Below are 16210 nucleotides of genomic sequence, written 5' to 3'. Positions count from 1 at the left end.
CAACCCTCCACTAAGCTAAGACTGGCTTACCTGTCAATATAACCTGTTCAATAATATCAGCCGCTTTTTTGACTCCGCCCGATCCCACAATTGCCTCTTGCATCTCGATCGCCCTTTTTTTATACGACTCTTGGGTTAGGACTTTCTCAATTGCCGATCGCAATTTAGTCACGCTCAATTCCTTCAAAGCAACCACTTCACCAACACCCGTATAAGCAATGCGCCCTGCCACTCCAGGCTGGTCATTTGCCACAGGAATTGCCACCATAGGCACTCCATTGCTCAAAGATTCCAGACTCGTATTCATCCCAGCGTGAGTAATCGTGAGCGTTGCTTTTTGTAGCAGTTCTAATTGCGGTGCATAGCCAACAACTATCGGATTTCCCGGTAAATTTGGCAAGGATTCGGGAGTCGCACCTCCGCCCAGATCGATGACCAATTGAGCATCTAACCCTTCACAAGCAAAGGCGATGATTTGAAAAACTTCCAGCAAGCGATTTTGAATAGTTCCCATTGAAGCATAAATCAATGGTTTTCCAGTTAATTGTTCAAAACTAAAAGGTACTGGTTGGCGCGTCGCAGGGTTGTGATAAGGGCCAGTGAAATGGAAATGTGGGGGTAAATTTTGTCTGGGAAAATCGAATTCAGCAGGTTGCTGACTAAGTTGAGCGAGTTTAGAATAATAATCATTCGGATTAGAGTACAGAGGTAATTTCCACTCTTCGCGAAATTCGGCGATCGTCTCTCGAATCGGCTTGGTAAGCAAATTTAGTAACTGATAGCCGATTTGGTTGCGTAAGCGCCCTTTCCAAGTTGGACTATATTCCCAAGTAGTGCAAATCGGAGGAATGTTGGGTTCACGATTCAGCATCAACCCATTGCATACAGTTACAAAAGGAAGGTTGAGAATTTCTGCAACCGTTCCTCCTTCCAGTAAATATTGGTCTACAAGCAAAGCTTCTACACCGGCTTTTTTAATAGCGGTGGTCGCCTTTGTGAGAACAAGAGCCGAAGTTTTAGGAAGTGCTTTAAGATTATATCGCAAGGCAGCGAGTCCGCTGAGTTTTCCCATTTCGGTCAAGTTTTGTGCGATCGCTCCGAGGGGACATTCCTCTTCAGCAAATGACTGGAATTCTAATCCGCTGGCTACAGTTCGGACTTGAGCATCGAGGAAGCCAAATACCGTGACTTGATGTCCTCGACTAAGCAGTTCGCAGCCTAAAGCTATCATGGCGTTGAGGTGGCCGGTGGATGCCGGACAAATAATACCGAAGTGTGTCATTAGTAAATACTCCTTTGAGGTTAAAGTTTTTTTGGTAGTAGTGGGATAAGTGGTTTGTGTTGGGCGTTGGGGGCGATCGTACCTCTTCGTTAAAGCTTAGTGTTGTGAGGGAGGAAGTTTTCTAGCTTGTTGATGGGTTTAAGAAGTAACTAAAAGCTAGTAATTTTTGAGGAGTATGGTTGCTGTAGTCTACTCCAAAAAGCTGATTTAAAATGGTGCAAAATATAAATTTTAATAACTTTTCACTATTTAGATAGATGCGGTATTTTGATCTTTTTATCTACCTTAATTATGTTGAGTTATGAAAATTGCCGTGATTTCTCCCAACCCCACTCCGTTTCCAGGCCCGCAGATTCCCAGTACCGAACCGGGGCTGCCGGAAATTCCTTCGTCGCCACCGGTGCCGGGCCCCGTACCCGAACCGATTCCTGGCCCAGTACCGGAGCCGGTACCAGCCCCAATTCCGCAGCCAATTCCCGAACCAGTGCCGGAAACTGTACCCTCGCCGATTCCTCAAACAGTTCCGGAGCCTATTCCTCAGACAATCCCTGAACCAATCTAAATTATGTTTTAGTGCTTCGGGAAGTTTAAGATTGTTTGTGAGGTCAATCGCAAAAACCGACTTTTTCCAAAGTCCCCAATCTTTTTGATGAATATCAGACTTGAAAAAACTCGGTTTTTGCCTAAATTATCGATTAACTACTTACTGAAGTTGATCGAACTCTCTTTACAAAAGTTAATACCACGCAAATCAGTGTATGTGCCGTCAGAGTATTGGGCCCTGACATCAAAAACACAGCCCCCCGATATATCACCCTCGTACTCAGCTGAATCAAATTCAAAAGGGACAGTGCCCCGATCGGCAAGCGGACCGTCTAACAGGTTTTCTCCCCAATCATCGTCGGAACTACCCGACTGGAGGACTGTCATCGTCTTGCCGCTGTTGTTAATCACCGAAATTTTGACCATCTCAGCGAAAACGCTAGCTGCTGTGATCCCTAACAGAGGCAGCGACAGCCCCACAGCGATCGTTACTTTGCTTAACCACTTGTTAACCATGGAGCCATCTACCTCAAGTTGTATATTTATTCAAGCTTAGCTGTAAAAGTTAGAAGGGACAAGTCAGATATATTGCTATTGCTTATGATATTTTGATACAGTGATATGTTTCTAAATAGCTATGCTTACTGCCGGAATTGTCGGACTGCCTAATGTTGGCAAATCTACTTTGTTTAATGCTCTGGTTGCTAATGCTAAGGCGACTGCTGCTAATTTTCCTTTCTGTACGATCGAGCCAAATACGGGTATCGTGGCAGTACCAGACGAACGGTTGAAGGTGCTGAGCAATATTTCCAAATCCGTGCAAACTGTGCCGACGCGGATGGAGTTTGTGGATATTGCGGGTTTGGTGAAGGGGGCGAGTCAGGGGGAAGGACTGGGAAATCAGTTTTTGTCTCACATTCGGGCCGTGGATGCGATCGTCCACGTTGTCCGCTGTTTTGACAATGATGATATCATTCACGTTGCCGGTTCTGTCGAACCCCAGCGAGATATTGACATTATCAATCTGGAACTAATTTTAGCAGATTTGGCTCAAATTGAACGCCGGCTCGATCGCACTCGCAAACAAGCCCGCAACAACAAGGAAGCTCAAGCAGAAGTGGACGTGCTTGAAAAGTTGGTTGTGGTTTTGAATGCAGAAAAACCAGTGCGCCAGTGCAGTTTAACTGACGAAGAAGCTGAATTAGTTAAAGGCTTAGAATTGTTAACAAACAAGCCGATTATCTATGCGGCTAACGTGTCTGAAGACGATTTGGGAACTGGAAATAGCTATGTCGAACAAGTTCGGGAAATAGCAGCTAAAGAAAATGCTAAGGTTGTCATAGTTTCGGCGCAAGTTGAGTCAGAATTGGTAGAGTTGCCAGAAGAAGAACGGGTAGATTTTCTCGAATCTCTCGGCGTGACTGAAGGTGGCTTAAAATCTTTGATTCGAGCTACTTACGAATTATTGGGTTTGCGGACTTATTTCACTAGCGGGCCCAAGGAAACTCGCGCTTGGACGATTATAGCGGGAATGTTAGCACCGCAAGCTGCAGGAGTAATTCACTCGGACTTTGAGCGGGGTTTCATCCGGGCCGAAACTGTAGCGTATGAAGATTTGGTTGCTACGGGCGCGATGAATGCAGCTAAGGAAAAAGGCTTAGTTCGCAGTGAAGGAAAAGAGTATGTTGTACAAGAGGGGGATGTGCTGTTGTTCCGATTTAATGTTTAGTTTTTTTCAGGAGATAAGCAAATGGATATCGTTTCGCTGGCAATTGCTTGGTTGGTAACATCGGTGAGCTTTTTTATTATTTCCAAGTTACCTATCGGGGTGGACATTGACACTTTTGGAAAAGCGATGGTTTCGGCGGCAGTTTTTGGATTGCTGAATGCTTTGGTGCGGCCGCTTTTTGTAGTTTTTGGTTTTCCCTTTGTATTGATAACTTTTGGTTTGTTTATGATTGTTATCAACGCTGCTATCTTTGGATTGGCTGCTTGGCTAGTCGAAGGATTTCGCTTGCGGTGGGGAATTTGGAGTGCTTTGTTGGGCGCTGTAGCCCTCGGTTTTATTAACTCTATTCTTTATCAGTTGTTGAGTACGCTACCAAGCGTGCGGTAGATAGAGAAAGCAACGCGGAAGGGGCGGGTTTATCTGTGTTGTTAGCTATAGCAAATATCCCCGGCAAAACCCGCCCCTAATGACCAATGATATCAAATCCGGTAGCATCGGAATTATTCATATCTCTATTCTCTCTCTGTGTCCTCTGTGTTCTCTGCGGTTAAATCATTCCGATGCAACCGGAAACGATATGACCAATGACCAATGACTAATGACTAATGACTAATGACTAATGACCAATGACTAATGACCTATGATGAGTAATTGTCAGGGATAAAAGCGTCTCGACTGCGACTATTTTCCACAGGCCAGTCTGGATGTTCCCCGCCGATAATCAATTCTTCAACCGTCACGAATTCTTTGCTTAGTTGCTGGAAAACATTAATTAAAATATCGATGCCGATAGCGTCGCTAGTCCCTAAATCAAACCAACAGCGAGCCCAAGAACCTTGATACTCCATTTCTCCCATATTGTGCATCAAAGCCATCATGCTTTGGTCGGCTAGATTAACATCGTAATCCATGTCACTGATATCTAAGCCTTCATCTTGAACTTGCAAATTTTCTGCATTAAATCCCCCTAGTTTTCCCAAAAAAAACCAAGAGTCAAATACTTCTTCAACATACTGTTTTTCACCGTTTGAAGGCACGTTGCTAAACTTCAGCCAAATCCAGAGGTCAAAGGGGTTAAACTCGCGAAACTGTACTTTCATGGTTTTTTGGTATTTTTATAGTGGTGGTAAAGCCGTGGGCCCCCAGATGCCACCTGCATCTCTAATTTTATCGCGCATTGGGTCGCAGTTGCGAGATTTGCTGTCGAGACGGTTGCGGGTTTTACACTGCTGAAAGAAGATTTCGGCTACTAGGCTGCGCGGTAGTTGGTCTGGTTTGACTAAGGCTGCGTCGAAGTTTTGACGGGCTTCTTCTAGTAGGGTTTTGTTGCTTTCTTTTCCCCTGGCTTCGGAAAACAAGATTTGTGCTTTGAGATAAAGAATTTCTGGATTGTTTGGCGTTTCTGCTAGGGATTTGTTAGCAAATTCTAGGGCGCGATCGTATTTTTTTAAGTCTCGATAGCCTACTGCCATGCCGCGATAAGCTAAGTAGCGGGGAGAAGCTTTGTCTTCCAGTCGTTTAATGGCTTCGCTGGGGTTGGAAAATGGCAGGTTTGTGGCTAGCATTAAGTCCATGTAGCCTTTAAGCAGGTTGAGTTCTGGGTCGTTGGGAGCTATTTTTTCGGCTGCATCTAGGTATTGAAATACTACTCGCAGTTTGTTGAGTGCTTGGGGCGCGCCTTTGGCTGTTCCTTCTTTTGCTATGGCATTTGCTCCTTCTAGAAAGTGACCGACTGCTGTGTATAGGTTGCCGCGTAATGGGTTAGTTTTTGTCAAGTTTTCGCCAACTTCGCGGGTTTTTTGCGCGTAGGAATTCATCGAGTTGAAGTCTTGCTCGATGTATGATAGGGAGGCTGCCATTGCATAGGCTAGCGGTTCGTTTGGTTCGGCTAATAGTGCTTGTTGAACTTGGACTTTTGCTTGTTTGTAGTTTCCTTGTTCAAACATTGTTTTGAAGGCTGCTTCGGTGTTGGGCCCGATCGCCTGTGGGTTGCTGCTGCGAAAAGGATCGCCCGCTACTGCGGAGTTAATGCAGATGCTCAGGACGATCGCACTTGCTCCAAGGGCGATCGCCCGCACTGTCTGTTTAGAATTTAACATTTGTTTCCCAAGCGATGCTAAAGGGTTTTTTGTCATTGTCAATTCTCACTGGTGTAATATAGTGTAAACTAGAAACCTATGAGTTACGTTCTCAGACCTAGAGAGCCGCGAGCAAAAAAAGAATTGAATTTGCTTGATTTTTTCCGGCTGTTGCGGTATATTTTAATAATGGGAGTGTCACTAATTATATCTAAAAAGACAGATTTCCATTATTAGAATATACCATGAAATAAGTTAAAAATCAAACGCCCAAGCTCAAAAAAAACGGGAATTTTTTGTAAAGATTTATGTAAATTTTATGTAAAATTATTTTGGGCGATCGGCACGATTTAAAAACAGCCTTAACTATTAATAGCACAACCAGAAGCTGAGGGATACAAGATTCCCAATTCCTAATTCCCAATTCCCAATTACCAATTGCGTTAATGCTTTATCTAAAAAACTTAGTTTATCATCCTACAGCCTGTCCGAAGGCTATTCTGAAAAATGTTAACTTAGAACTGCCATCGCAACAAATGGGGCTGATTGTAGGCCGCAGTGGCTCCGGCAAAAGTACCCTCTTAGAAATATTAGCAGGTTTAGCAGAAAAAACTAGCGGCGACATCCGCTGGCGCGAACAAGAATTAACACCGGAACACTTGCAACAGTTAGGAGGTTTAGTGTTCCAGTTTCCCGAAAGGCATTTTTGCGGAGGCACAATTTTAGAAGAATTGCGACTGGGACATCCTGAATTGGGACAAGAACAAATTAACTCAGCAATGGCAGAAGTGGGACTCGGACATTTGCCGTTGCGTAGTTCTCCCCACGCTTTGAGCGGTGGACAACAGCGGCGGGTAGCCCTGGCGGTGCAGCTAATTCGGCAGCCGCATTTGCTGCTTTTGGACGAACCGACGGCGGGTTTGGATTGGTCGATGCGCCGGCAGTTGGTAAGCTTGTTGGGTAAGTTGAAAAGTCACTGGACTTTGTTGATTGTCACTCACGATGCCAGCGATTTGTTGAGCGTTGCTGATAAATTTTGGACTTTAGACCACGGGGATTTGCAGGAGGTCGATCGGGCTAAGTTAGAAGCTAAGGAAACGAGTTTTGTTAGTCAGTAGTCAGTTGGCAGTTGGCAGTTGGCAGTAGTCAGTAGTCAGTAGTCATACCAAATCCGGGTTGGGTATCCTCTTTATCAACCAGTCGGCGCAGGCCGACATCGTTTATGTAGACGCGGTTTCAACCGCCGAATCATCAAAGAGATATGTTACCCGAATCTAGTATCTGTGAAGCATTTTTAGGTATTTTGGAGCGGAGAGAATTTGCAGAGTTTACGAAATAGTAGGAATAGAAGATGAATCAGATGACAGTGCCTGTGTTGCCCGAAATGAATGAGTTGTGGCAACAAACGCTGAATTGGCAGCCGGATGAGTCGCAGCAGCAACAATTTCAGCGGCTTTACGAGTTGATTGTTGAGGGAAATCGTTCCTTGAATTTAACTCGAATTACTGAACCTGTTGAGTTTTGGGAAAAACATTTGTGGGATTCTCTGCGGGGAATTGCGAGACTGCTGCCAGCTAATCAAAATTTGGCGGAAAATAACGATTCTCCCGCCGATCGCCCGTTGAAAGCGATTGATATCGGGACTGGTGGCGGTTTTCCAGGGTTGCCGATTGCGATCGCCCTGCCGGATTTATCTGTCACCTTGCTCGATTCTACTCGTAAGAAAATTACTTTCTTGGATACTGTTTTGCCGTCTTTAGGGATCGCAAATGCTGTGACTTTGCTGGGCAGATCCGATGAAATTGCCCGACAGTTGCCGCACAAACAAGCTTACGATTTAGCTCTTCTGAGGGCTGTTGGAGCCGCTTCTGCTTGTGCTAAATACGCGCTACCTTTCCTGAAAAATGGCGGTTTGGCTGTGCTTTACCGGGGGAATTGGACGGCGGAGGAAGAGACGGATTTGCAAAGTGCGATCGAGCGTTTGGGCGGCACACTTGAGTCAGTCGAATCATTTACAACGCCGACGAGTCAGGGGGCGCGCCACTGCGTTTACTTGCGGAAAACTGTACAGCAGTTCGATCGCCCTACTCGCTAGCTGAAGCCGTTTCAGATCAGACGGCGGTTGAAACAACCGCCATCTTATCTTTGTTAAACTAACCGATCGCCTTTTCATAGCGTTTGTTAACTTCCGCCCAATTAACCACATTCCACCAAGCTTTCAAATAGTCAGCACGCAGGTTTTGGTATTTGAGATAATAAGCGTGTTCCCAAACATCATTGCCCATAATTGGATAGTTGCCATCACTGAAAGGACTGTCTTGATTGCCAGTAGTTGTAATCTCAAGCTTGCCGGCTTTATTGCGGACTAGCCACACCCAACCGCTGCCAAAACGCTTAGTACCGGCTTCGTTAAATTTTGCTTGAAAATCGCTAACACTGCCGAAATTTTGCTTGATTGCTGTGGCAATTGCTCCTGTGGGTTCGCCGCCGCCTGTGGGACTCATGATTTCCCAAAACATACTGTGATTGAGGTGTCCGCCGCCGTTATTACGCACGGTTGTGCGAATATCTTCCGGCACTTTGCTCAAATCTCTGAGCATATTTTCAACAGTTACATTTTTGAGATCCGGGTGTTTACTAACAGCTTCGTTAAGGTTTTTAACGTAAGCAGCGTGATGTTTGTCGTGGTGAAACTGCATTGTCCGCGCGTCGATGTGCGGTTCTAAAGCGTTGTATTCGTAAGGTAGAGGCGGCAGTGTAAAAGGCCCGGGAGTTTGAGCTATTTTTGTGTCTTTGGAAGCTGAACTTGCTTGCAGTACATTATTTCCTGATGCTTGGCAAGCACCTGCGGTAAGAGCTCCGACGCTAGCTGTCAGCAAATACAAAAAATCTCGGCGTTTGAGAGTCATAAAAAATACCTAAGTGGATTATTAACTGTTTGATCTCAGATTAAAGCAAAATGGGAGCGAGTTTGGAAAAAAAAGTTATATCGCCCGAATGGATGAGACGGATGGGTGATGGTTGTGAGAGTTTTTTGAGTATACGCTAATTGTGTGCGCTTGAGTAAAACTCATGTGTTCCGGTTAACTAACCCAGTTTCTATATTGAAACCGGGTTTTTTTTTGATTATTCTTGGGAAAGACGCTGCACGGATTCGCCTCCAAAAAGCAGATCTGCTGCTTGCAGAATACCGGGAATTTTGGCAGCGTGGGGGCTGTGGGCGAGACAGCGGCGCAAGTCCAATTCATTGAGGCGATCGGCTTTTTTGCCGGGAAACCAGTGGCTGGCGTTACCTAAGAGGTTGTAGCGCATCTTGCAATAGTCGATCGCATCGTAAGCATTCGCCAAATTCCACAGCCACAAAATCACACGAATGTTAACCTCTCCGGGAGTATTTTCGATAGTTGGTAAACCGACATCCCAAGTCTTAAACCAATCTTCTCCTAATTTATCAATCGCTGCCTTTTCCAACCTTGCTAATATCGGCGGCAACAATTCATCGGCTCTATCTAACAATTTTACAGTTGTCAGATGCTCGTTAAAATCTTCAGGTTTGGCAGCACCCAAACTCAAAGTATGTACTTGCGGGTGCGACAAACAAAACAAATCATTAAACACCATCGGACTCAGGGGATAGCACAAATCAACCAATTTTTGCGATGGGTTGTAAAGTTGACCGCCTTTGTCAGAAGGGCTGATAATAAAAACGCCCATGTCGTGACGTTTTGCCGCTTCAATTGCGGGCCAATTAATTTGATTGATGTAGTACCAGTGCAAGTTAATATAATCAAATTGATTGGTTTCAATGGTTTTAACAATCACATCCGTCGGCCCGTGAGTTGCAAAACCAATAAACCGAACTTTGCCTTCTGCTTGCAATTGTTTAGCAACATCCATGCAGCCGCCGGGACGCATAGATTCCTCTAGCAATTCCCACGTATTAATGCCGTGTAAGGAAAATAAATCGACGTATTCTAGTTGCAAATAAGCTAAGGATTTATTAAATTCTTCGCGAAACTCCTGGGAGTTGGCTTGGGGATTTACTTTTGTTTGAACTATCAATTTTTCGCGGGTAAACTGCGGCAAAATTAAGCCCAACTGCATCTCGGAAGTGCCGTAACCGCGAGCAGTTTCTATGTGATTGATGCCGCATTCGATAGAATAACGAATTGTGGCTTCTACATTTTGTTGATTCTCTGGTGGAATCTCATTTACTGGCACGTCTTGCCATTTGTGGTGATATCTCATACCGCCACAGGAAAAGACGGGCATGGATAATTCTGTGCGGCCGAATCTGCGATATTGCATCATAAATAGAAGGAAGAAGGAAGAAGGAAGAAGGAAGTTCGGCAACGAGCAATGTACGGGATGTAACGGATGTAAGTCCGTCGGAAGAAGGAAGAGGGAAGAGGGAAGAAGTCCAACGTCATTAGTCATTAGTCGGTAGGGGCGGTGCCCCCGTGCCCGCCCTCTTAGCTTAGCAGTCATTAGTCATTAGTCATTAGTTATTAGTTATTAGTTATTAGTTATTAGCTATTAGTTATTAGTTATTAGTGCTGTCCCTCCGAGCGAACCTCCAACATCATCAGGAATCAGGAACCATAATCATGATTGCAGTTATCAATAAAGTCCTAAATTTATTGGTGGTTAATATACATTAATCAAACAGGCTTTTTGTTTTTTTAGACTGCACTCTACCTTATAATAGTTTTGTTTAGAACAGGCAAGATGCCTGTTCAACCAGGATTTTTTTGACAAGCTGCAGGTCAGCTTTGACTATTTAGAAATCTCCCGAACTGCGGGTTTGCCTTCCTTGATTTCGCCGACTAAAACTAAATCAGTACAGCCTACAAATAAGCCATTTTCTAACACACCAGGAATGTTATTCAATGTTTTTTCCATTTCTGCGGGGTTAGGAATGTCATCAAATTTGACATCAATTACCATGTTACCTTGGTCGGTAATTACTGGGCCGGCTTTTTTGATTCCCATGCGGAGTTCTGGTTTGCCGCCCAATTTTTCGATGGCGCGAGTAACGGGGGTGATTGCCATCGGTATTACTTCGATGGGTACGCGAAAAGTAGAGCCCAATTTATCTACCATTTTGGAACTGTCAACTACTACAATAAACTGAGTTGCGAGGTAATCGACAACTTTTTCGCGGGTGTGCGCTGCGCCGCCACCTTTAATTAAGTTGAGGTGGGGATCGACTTCATCAGCGCCGTCTATAGCTACGTCAATTCTGTCAATCTCATCTAATGTTGTCAGCGGCACTCCGTATTGTTTGGCCAATACTTCTGATTGAAAGGATGTCGGGACTCCCTTGATATCTTTGAGTTCACCTGATTTTATGCGATCGCCCAATGCTTGAATAGTATAAGCTGTAGTTGACCCCGTGCCGAGTCCGACAATCATACCAGATTTTACGCGATCGGCTGCTGCAAAGCCGACTTGCTGTTTCATCAATTTTACGGCATCTTGTTCTGTGGTCATGTTCGGTACTCCTTAATAGTTTTAAGATTATACCATTTATTATGGATTTATTTAACCGCAGAGAGCGCAGAAAACGCTGAGAGGAAGAAGAATAAGAGAGGAAAATAGCAAATTATTTCAAGTGGAAACTTCTCTCTTTCTTCTCTGCGCCCTCTGCGCCCTCTGCGGTTAAATAAAAAAAATCTAGTTCACAAATCGGCGGATAATTGCCATCATGAAAATCGGATTTTTGGATACCTACACTTGGGATTACAATATTGATACTCCTTACCGCGAACCTTTGGGTGGCACTCAGTCGGCTATTTGTTATTTGGCTGAGGCGTTGGCTGCGCTGGGAAGCGAGGTATTTTTACTTAACAATACTTCCGAGTCTGGGATGTCGCGCGGTGTTGATTGCAGGCAGCGGGTAGGGAATAAAGCTAATTTAGAATTGCTGCGATCGCTCGATTTTTTAGTTATAGTCAATATGGTCGGCAAAGCGCTGGAAATTAAGCCGCTTTTGGACCAACATACTAAGTTAATTTTGTGGATTCATAACGAACCCGGCTTTGTCTTTCTTGAAAATTTTAATAATCCTCAAGAAGTTAATGCTTGCGATGCGTTTGTTTTTGTTAGCGACTGGCAGCGCGAGCAATTTCACACTCGTTTTGGGATTGACTTGAATCGCAGTTATGTTTTAAGAAATGCGATCGCACCTTGTTTTGCTAACATTTTTCACGATAATATTTCTATCTTATCTCAAAAATCTCTACCGCCAATTATAGCTTACACCAGCACTCCCTTTCGCGGACTAGATATTTTGTTAAAAGTCTTTCCCGAAATTCGTCAAGCTGTCCCCGGCACTAGATTAAAAGTATTTTCTAGCATGAAAGTACACCAAATAGACGACAATGATAACAATCTTTTTTTCGGTAAACTTTACCGCCAATGTCAGGCAACAGCAGGCGTTGAGTACATCGGTTCTATACCGCAACCCGAACTCGTCCGGCAACTGCGTTCTGTCGCGGTTTTAGCTTACCCTAATACCTATTTGGAAACGTCATCTATTGCGGTGATGGAGGCGATGGCCAGCGGTTGCCGGATTGTGACGAGTGATTTGGCGGCTTTGCCGGAAACAACGGCTGGATTTGCGCGTCTAGTTTCTCTGTCGGGGACAGAAAATTTGGCATCGGTAACTAATTGGAACCGTGCCGGAAAACCGGATTGGGAGGGATATACAAGGCGGTTTGTTGAGGCGACAGTCTCAGTTTTAAAAGAGTTTGCGGGGGCCGGCAGCGCCACTGTTGAAAATGATCTGAGACGGCAGGTAGAATATATAAATCGAGGGTGTACTTGGTCTGTGCGTGCCGGAGAGTGGGTAGAATGGTTGAATAGTATTAGTGTAAAACCTGTAAGAGTGGCAGAGAAAATGATCGCGGATTCTTTGGTAGATTTCAAGGCAGTTAAAAGTTATTTCCTAAAAGGCAATCGGCTGAAAGATGCAGGCAATTTCGAGGGCGCTATTGAAAATTATCAGCAAGCTTTAGAGTTGAATCCAGCCGAGGTGGAAGTTCATAAAAAGTTGGGGGAAGTTTATATTTTGCAAGGAGAATTTGCTAGGGCGATCGCCCAATGCAATCTCGCCCTTAAATTCCAACCGAATTTTGCTGCCGCTTACTTGACGCTGGGTAATGCCCTGCAGGCTGAAGAGAAGCTGGAAATGGCAATTAAAGCTTATTTGCAAGCTTTAGAAATTCAGCCGGAATTTGCCGAAGCTAGCGCGAATCTCGGCAGTATGTATTACAAGTTAGGGCAATTGGAACAGGCGACAAATTGTTACCAAAAAGCTCTTGCTATTAATCCCAATTTGTGCTCGGTTCATTTGATGCTGGCAGGCGTTTTGCAGCAGCAAGGAAAGTTAGATGCAGCAATTGCTTGCTGTCAAAAAGTGCTGCAACTGCAACCTGGAGATGCTAGCGCCAGGGAGAAACTATCGAGTTTGACTCAAGAAAAACAGCAAGAAACTGGCAGCCAAGTCATCGAATTAGAAACAGAATCAGACGCAGCGCAACCAATATCTGTCAATAAAGATGAAGGCTACGGCTTGCAGCCTTCTAGCATCAATTTGCCGCCTGCGCCTACCACAGAAAATTTAAATACTCCGTTTACCAATCCCGCCGCAGTTTCCGAACAAGTTACCTCGCTGAAGGTTCCAGACAGCAGACAAGTTGCCAATTATCAAGAAGTAGAACCCTACAAAAAACTGGCAGAAAACTGTTTAGTTCAAGGTAAAATTAAAGAGGCGATCGCAGCGTGCCAGCAAGCCCTAAAAATTCGCCCTGATTACATCCACGCTTACGTCACTTTAGGCAATGCTTTGCAAGCGGGAGGCAAAATTGAAGCTGCTATTCGATCCTATTCTCAAGCCTTAGAATTGCAGCCAAACTTTGCGGAAGTGCGGGCAAATATTGGCAGTATGTACTTTAAAATGGGACGTTTGGAAGAGGCGATCGCCAATTACCAGCAAGCCATTGCCTTGAGTCCCGATTTAGCGGGCGCTCACTGGAATTTAGGGAAAGTATATCACAAACACGGCAACGTTGAAGCAGCGATCGCGTGTTTTAAAAGAACATCCGAGCTCAACCCGCAGCTTGTCGGTGCCGACTTCCACTTTAACTTAGGTAATCGGCTTTTCAGTCAAGGAAAGCGCGACGAAGCCGTCGAAAGCTACGAAAAGGCGATCGCCATTAAACCCGATTGGGCAGAAGCCTATGCTAACATCGGCAGCGCGCGATCGCAACAAGGCAATCTCGATGCTGCCATCACTTACTATCAAAAAGCTGTAAGTTTCAAGCCAGAATTAGAAGTTCTGCACTTCAATTTAGGCAACTCATTCTTACAGCTATGCAGGTACGAAGAAGCAATTATTCATTACCAAAATACTCTCAAAATCAAGCCAGATTGGCCGGAAGTTCACGCTAACCTAGGCAGTTGTTTTTCCATGCTGGGACGGCTGGAAGAAGCTTTAACCAGCTATCAGCAAGCTTTGACACTAAAACCGGATTGGGCAGAGGTTTACTGCCGGATGGGACACATTCAAAAACAAGATAAGCCCCTAGAGGCGATCGCACATTTTGAAAAGGCGATCGAATGCAGCCCCAAATTCAGCGAAGCCCACCAACAACTCTGCGACTTGCTAAGCCACTCCACCAACCTCGCCAGAGCCCGCAGCGTCGCCGACAAATACTGCGAATTTTGCGGCGACAATGCCCCAGTCATGTCAGCCACAGCCTACGTCTTTTCCTACCTACAATCAGGTGTCAGTAAACAGGCAATTCAGAAACTCGAAGAAATCGAAAAACTCTGCTACGAAAAAGTCGAAACCTTTAGCGTCATCGAACTAAAACTGCTTTACGAAATCTTCCTATTTGCAGTTTCCCACCTGCGAGACAACCGCCAAAAAAATGCCAGTTTCTACCGATTAGTTGCCAAGGAATACTACAAAAAAGCCGTCATGCAGCGGCAGCAAATCAACCGCATCAAATCGGCAAATTTCCTCACAAAACAACAGCCCTTAAAAATCGGCTTCCTTTCCAAACACTTCCGCCGCCACTCAGTAGGCTGGTGCAGCGAAGCTTTAATTCGCGAATTAAGCCGCATCACTCCCCACGTTCATCTTTACGTCACCGGCAAACTCAACCGAGATGAAGTTACCGAACGATTTGAAGAAATGGCGGGCAAGTTTTACTGGCCGAAAAAATATCCCAACGGCTTTGCTGATGGCGGCGAAATCCTCGCAGAAGTAGTGCAAGACGATTTGGATGTTTTAATAGATTTAGACTCGATGACAGTGCCGACAAATGTCGAAGTGCTGTATCAATATCCTGCGGGAATTTGCGTGTCTTGGCTGGGATTCGATGCGCCCTACATTTCGGAAAATCACTACTTTCTCTGCGACGAACACACTCATCCCCCAGGCGTTGAAGAACATTACTTAGAACAGTTAGTTAGGTTGCCTAGTTGTTCGGTAGCAATTGGCGCGCTGCAAAGCATTGCCGTGAATCGAGAAGCCATTAGAAATGCTCTGGGAATTGGCTTAAATCAAATGGCTTATTTGTGTGTTGCGCCGGGGAGAAAAACGAATCCCGAAATGGTACAAGCTCAAGTTAGAATTCTCAAACAAGTACCAGATAGTTTGTTGATTCGCAAGGGCCAAGGCGATCCAGATGTTATTCACAGCACTTACCGCGAAGAATGCGATCTTCAAGGAGTAGATTTTGCTAGAATTAAGTTTATCGGGCAAACCAGAACCGAGGAAGAACACCGCGCTATTTATTATGTAGCTGACGTGCTGTTAGATTCCTATCCTTACAACGGCGGTACTCACAATTTAGAGGCTTTGTGGGCGAATTTGCCAGTAGTAACTCGATCCGGCGACCAATATCTTTCGCGGATGGGTTACGCTTTTCTCAAAAGCGCAAATCTTGATGTCGGCGCGGCTTGGAGTTGGGAAGAATACACGCAGTGGGGAGTTAAGTTTGGGCGGGACGCTGGTTTGAGAAATGCGGTGAAACAGCATTTAATAAAATCTAAACAGCCGGAACATCTCGCACCTTTGTGGAATCCTAAAAAGTTGGCTGAGGAGATGTATGAAGTGTTTCAGAAACTGTTAGCTAAATAGGTTAGTCAGTAGTCAGTAGTCAGTAGTCATACCAAATCCTAGTGACGCACTCCCTTTATGATGCGGTAGGGTGCGTCGCTACCGCATCGTTGCAAATAGCCAGAATTTTCGATGGCGACGCACCCTACTTTTACTTTTCCTCTGTGCCCTCTGTGGTTCAAAAAAAAAGAGATCTCAAGTACAGAAACGCGATTTCTGGATATTTTTACGCAACGCCGAGTAAAGTTTTGTAACAAGTTTCGTGAAAATGCGTAAAAATCCCGCGCCAAGCCTGATATATAAATGCTGATTCATAGTACGGCGATCGCCCTAACTTTATGCCAGTTGGGGCGATCGCTTTTTTTACTCAGGATCGAAAACTTAACAACTTAAACACCTCCGACAGTCCTCTCTCCCGTAAGTTGCCAGATCAAAGGAGGCAGAGT

14 protein-coding genes are annotated in these 16210 nt (G+C 44.9%); 7 read left to right on the top strand and 7 right to left on the bottom strand.

Translation table 11 applies throughout. The annotated features are described in order from the left end of the window. Positions 1-10: 10 nt before the first annotated feature. Positions 11-1282, bottom strand: coding sequence for a glycosyltransferase (locus QUA01_RS16130; RefSeq protein WP_333090711.1), 1272 nt, complete (start codon positions 1280-1282; stop codon positions 11-13). Between the two features lie 301 nt (positions 1283-1583). Between QUA01_RS16130 and QUA01_RS16125 the strand changes: the two genes are divergently transcribed. Then, complete coding sequence (locus QUA01_RS16125) at positions 1584-1844, top strand: gamma-aminobutyric acid A receptor, epsilon-like protein (RefSeq protein ID WP_333090710.1); 261 nt, start codon at positions 1584-1586, stop codon at positions 1842-1844. 137 nt (positions 1845-1981) lie between these two features. On the opposite strand, the gene QUA01_RS16120 is transcribed toward QUA01_RS16125, so the two are convergent. Continuing rightward, positions 1982-2341: a hypothetical protein gene (locus QUA01_RS16120; protein ID WP_333090708.1), complete on the bottom strand. Its 360-nt coding sequence runs from the start codon at positions 2339-2341 to the stop codon at positions 1982-1984. Positions 2342-2462: 121 nt separating this feature from the next. On the opposite strand from QUA01_RS16120, the gene ychF reads away from it, so the two are divergent. Further along, positions 2463-3554 carry a redox-regulated ATPase YchF gene (gene ychF / locus QUA01_RS16115; RefSeq protein ID WP_333090706.1) on the top strand — a complete coding sequence of 364 codons (1092 nt, stop codon included), beginning with the start codon at positions 2463-2465 and terminating at the stop codon, positions 3552-3554. 21 nt (positions 3555-3575) lie between these two features. Then, positions 3576-3941: a phage holin family protein gene (locus QUA01_RS16110; protein WP_333090704.1), complete on the top strand. Its 366-nt coding sequence runs from the start codon at positions 3576-3578 to the stop codon at positions 3939-3941. A 251-nt stretch (positions 3942-4192) separates the two neighbouring features. Here QUA01_RS16110 and QUA01_RS16105 read toward each other — a convergent pair whose 3' ends face one another. Both QUA01_RS16105 and QUA01_RS16100 read right to left on the bottom strand, forming a co-directional pair. Then, positions 4193-4654 (bottom strand): DUF3531 family protein, encoded by a 462-nt coding sequence (locus QUA01_RS16105; protein WP_333090703.1) that lies wholly within the window; start codon positions 4652-4654, stop codon positions 4193-4195. Positions 4655-4669: 15 nt separating this feature from the next. Next, entirely contained in the window at positions 4670-5689 is a 1020-nt protein-coding gene (locus QUA01_RS16100) for a Sll0314/Alr1548 family TPR repeat-containing protein (RefSeq protein ID WP_333090702.1), read from the bottom strand. A 389-nt stretch (positions 5690-6078) separates the two neighbouring features. Here QUA01_RS16100 and QUA01_RS16095 point away from each other — a divergent pair, with 389 nt between their 5' ends. Both QUA01_RS16095 and rsmG read left to right on the top strand, forming a co-directional pair. Further along, positions 6079-6750, top strand: coding sequence for an ABC transporter ATP-binding protein (locus QUA01_RS16095; protein WP_333090700.1), 672 nt, complete (start codon positions 6079-6081; stop codon positions 6748-6750). Between the two features lie 233 nt (positions 6751-6983). Beyond that, a complete protein-coding gene (rsmG, locus tag QUA01_RS16090; RefSeq protein ID WP_333090698.1) occupies positions 6984-7727 on the top strand; it encodes a 16S rRNA (guanine(527)-N(7))-methyltransferase RsmG in 744 nt (247 codons plus the stop codon). Positions 7728-7785: 58 nt separating this feature from the next. Here the strand turns inward: rsmG and QUA01_RS16085 are convergent, their stop codons facing one another. Beyond that, on the bottom strand, positions 7786-8541 hold the full coding sequence (locus QUA01_RS16085) for a Fe-Mn family superoxide dismutase (RefSeq protein ID WP_333090697.1): 756 nt from the start codon (positions 8539-8541) through the stop codon (positions 7786-7788). 217 nt (positions 8542-8758) lie between these two features. Further along, positions 8759-9943, bottom strand: a complete 1185-nt coding sequence (locus QUA01_RS16080; RefSeq protein ID WP_442921551.1) for an aldo/keto reductase — start codon at positions 9941-9943, stop codon at positions 8759-8761. Here QUA01_RS16080 and QUA01_RS16075 point away from each other — a divergent pair. Beyond that, the gene (locus QUA01_RS16075; RefSeq protein WP_333090752.1) at positions 9903-10079 is read left to right on the top strand and encodes a hypothetical protein; all 177 of its coding nucleotides are present in this window, start codon (positions 9903-9905) and stop codon (positions 10077-10079) included. The two genes, QUA01_RS16080 and QUA01_RS16075, sit on opposite strands and share 41 nt — an antisense overlap. A 329-nt stretch (positions 10080-10408) precedes the next feature. On the opposite strand, the gene rpiA is transcribed toward QUA01_RS16075, so the two are convergent. Further along, the gene (rpiA, locus tag QUA01_RS16070) at positions 10409-11125 is read right to left on the bottom strand and encodes a ribose-5-phosphate isomerase RpiA (RefSeq protein WP_333090695.1); all 717 of its coding nucleotides are present in this window, start codon (positions 11123-11125) and stop codon (positions 10409-10411) included. Positions 11126-11339: 214 nt separating this feature from the next. Here rpiA and QUA01_RS16065 point away from each other — a divergent pair, with 214 nt between their 5' ends. Further along, positions 11340-15785: a tetratricopeptide repeat protein gene (locus QUA01_RS16065; protein WP_333090694.1), complete on the top strand. Its 4446-nt coding sequence runs from the start codon at positions 11340-11342 to the stop codon at positions 15783-15785. The last annotated feature ends 425 nt before the right edge of the window (positions 15786-16210 follow it).

It is taken from the genome of Microcoleus sp. S36a_B3, from assembly GCF_036700745.1.
In the GTDB taxonomy this organism is placed as follows: Bacteria; Cyanobacteriota; Cyanobacteriia; order Cyanobacteriales; family Microcoleaceae; genus Microcoleus.
The sequence above is the reverse complement of the archived record's forward strand: the minus strand, read 5'-3'. Positions and strand labels throughout refer to the sequence as shown.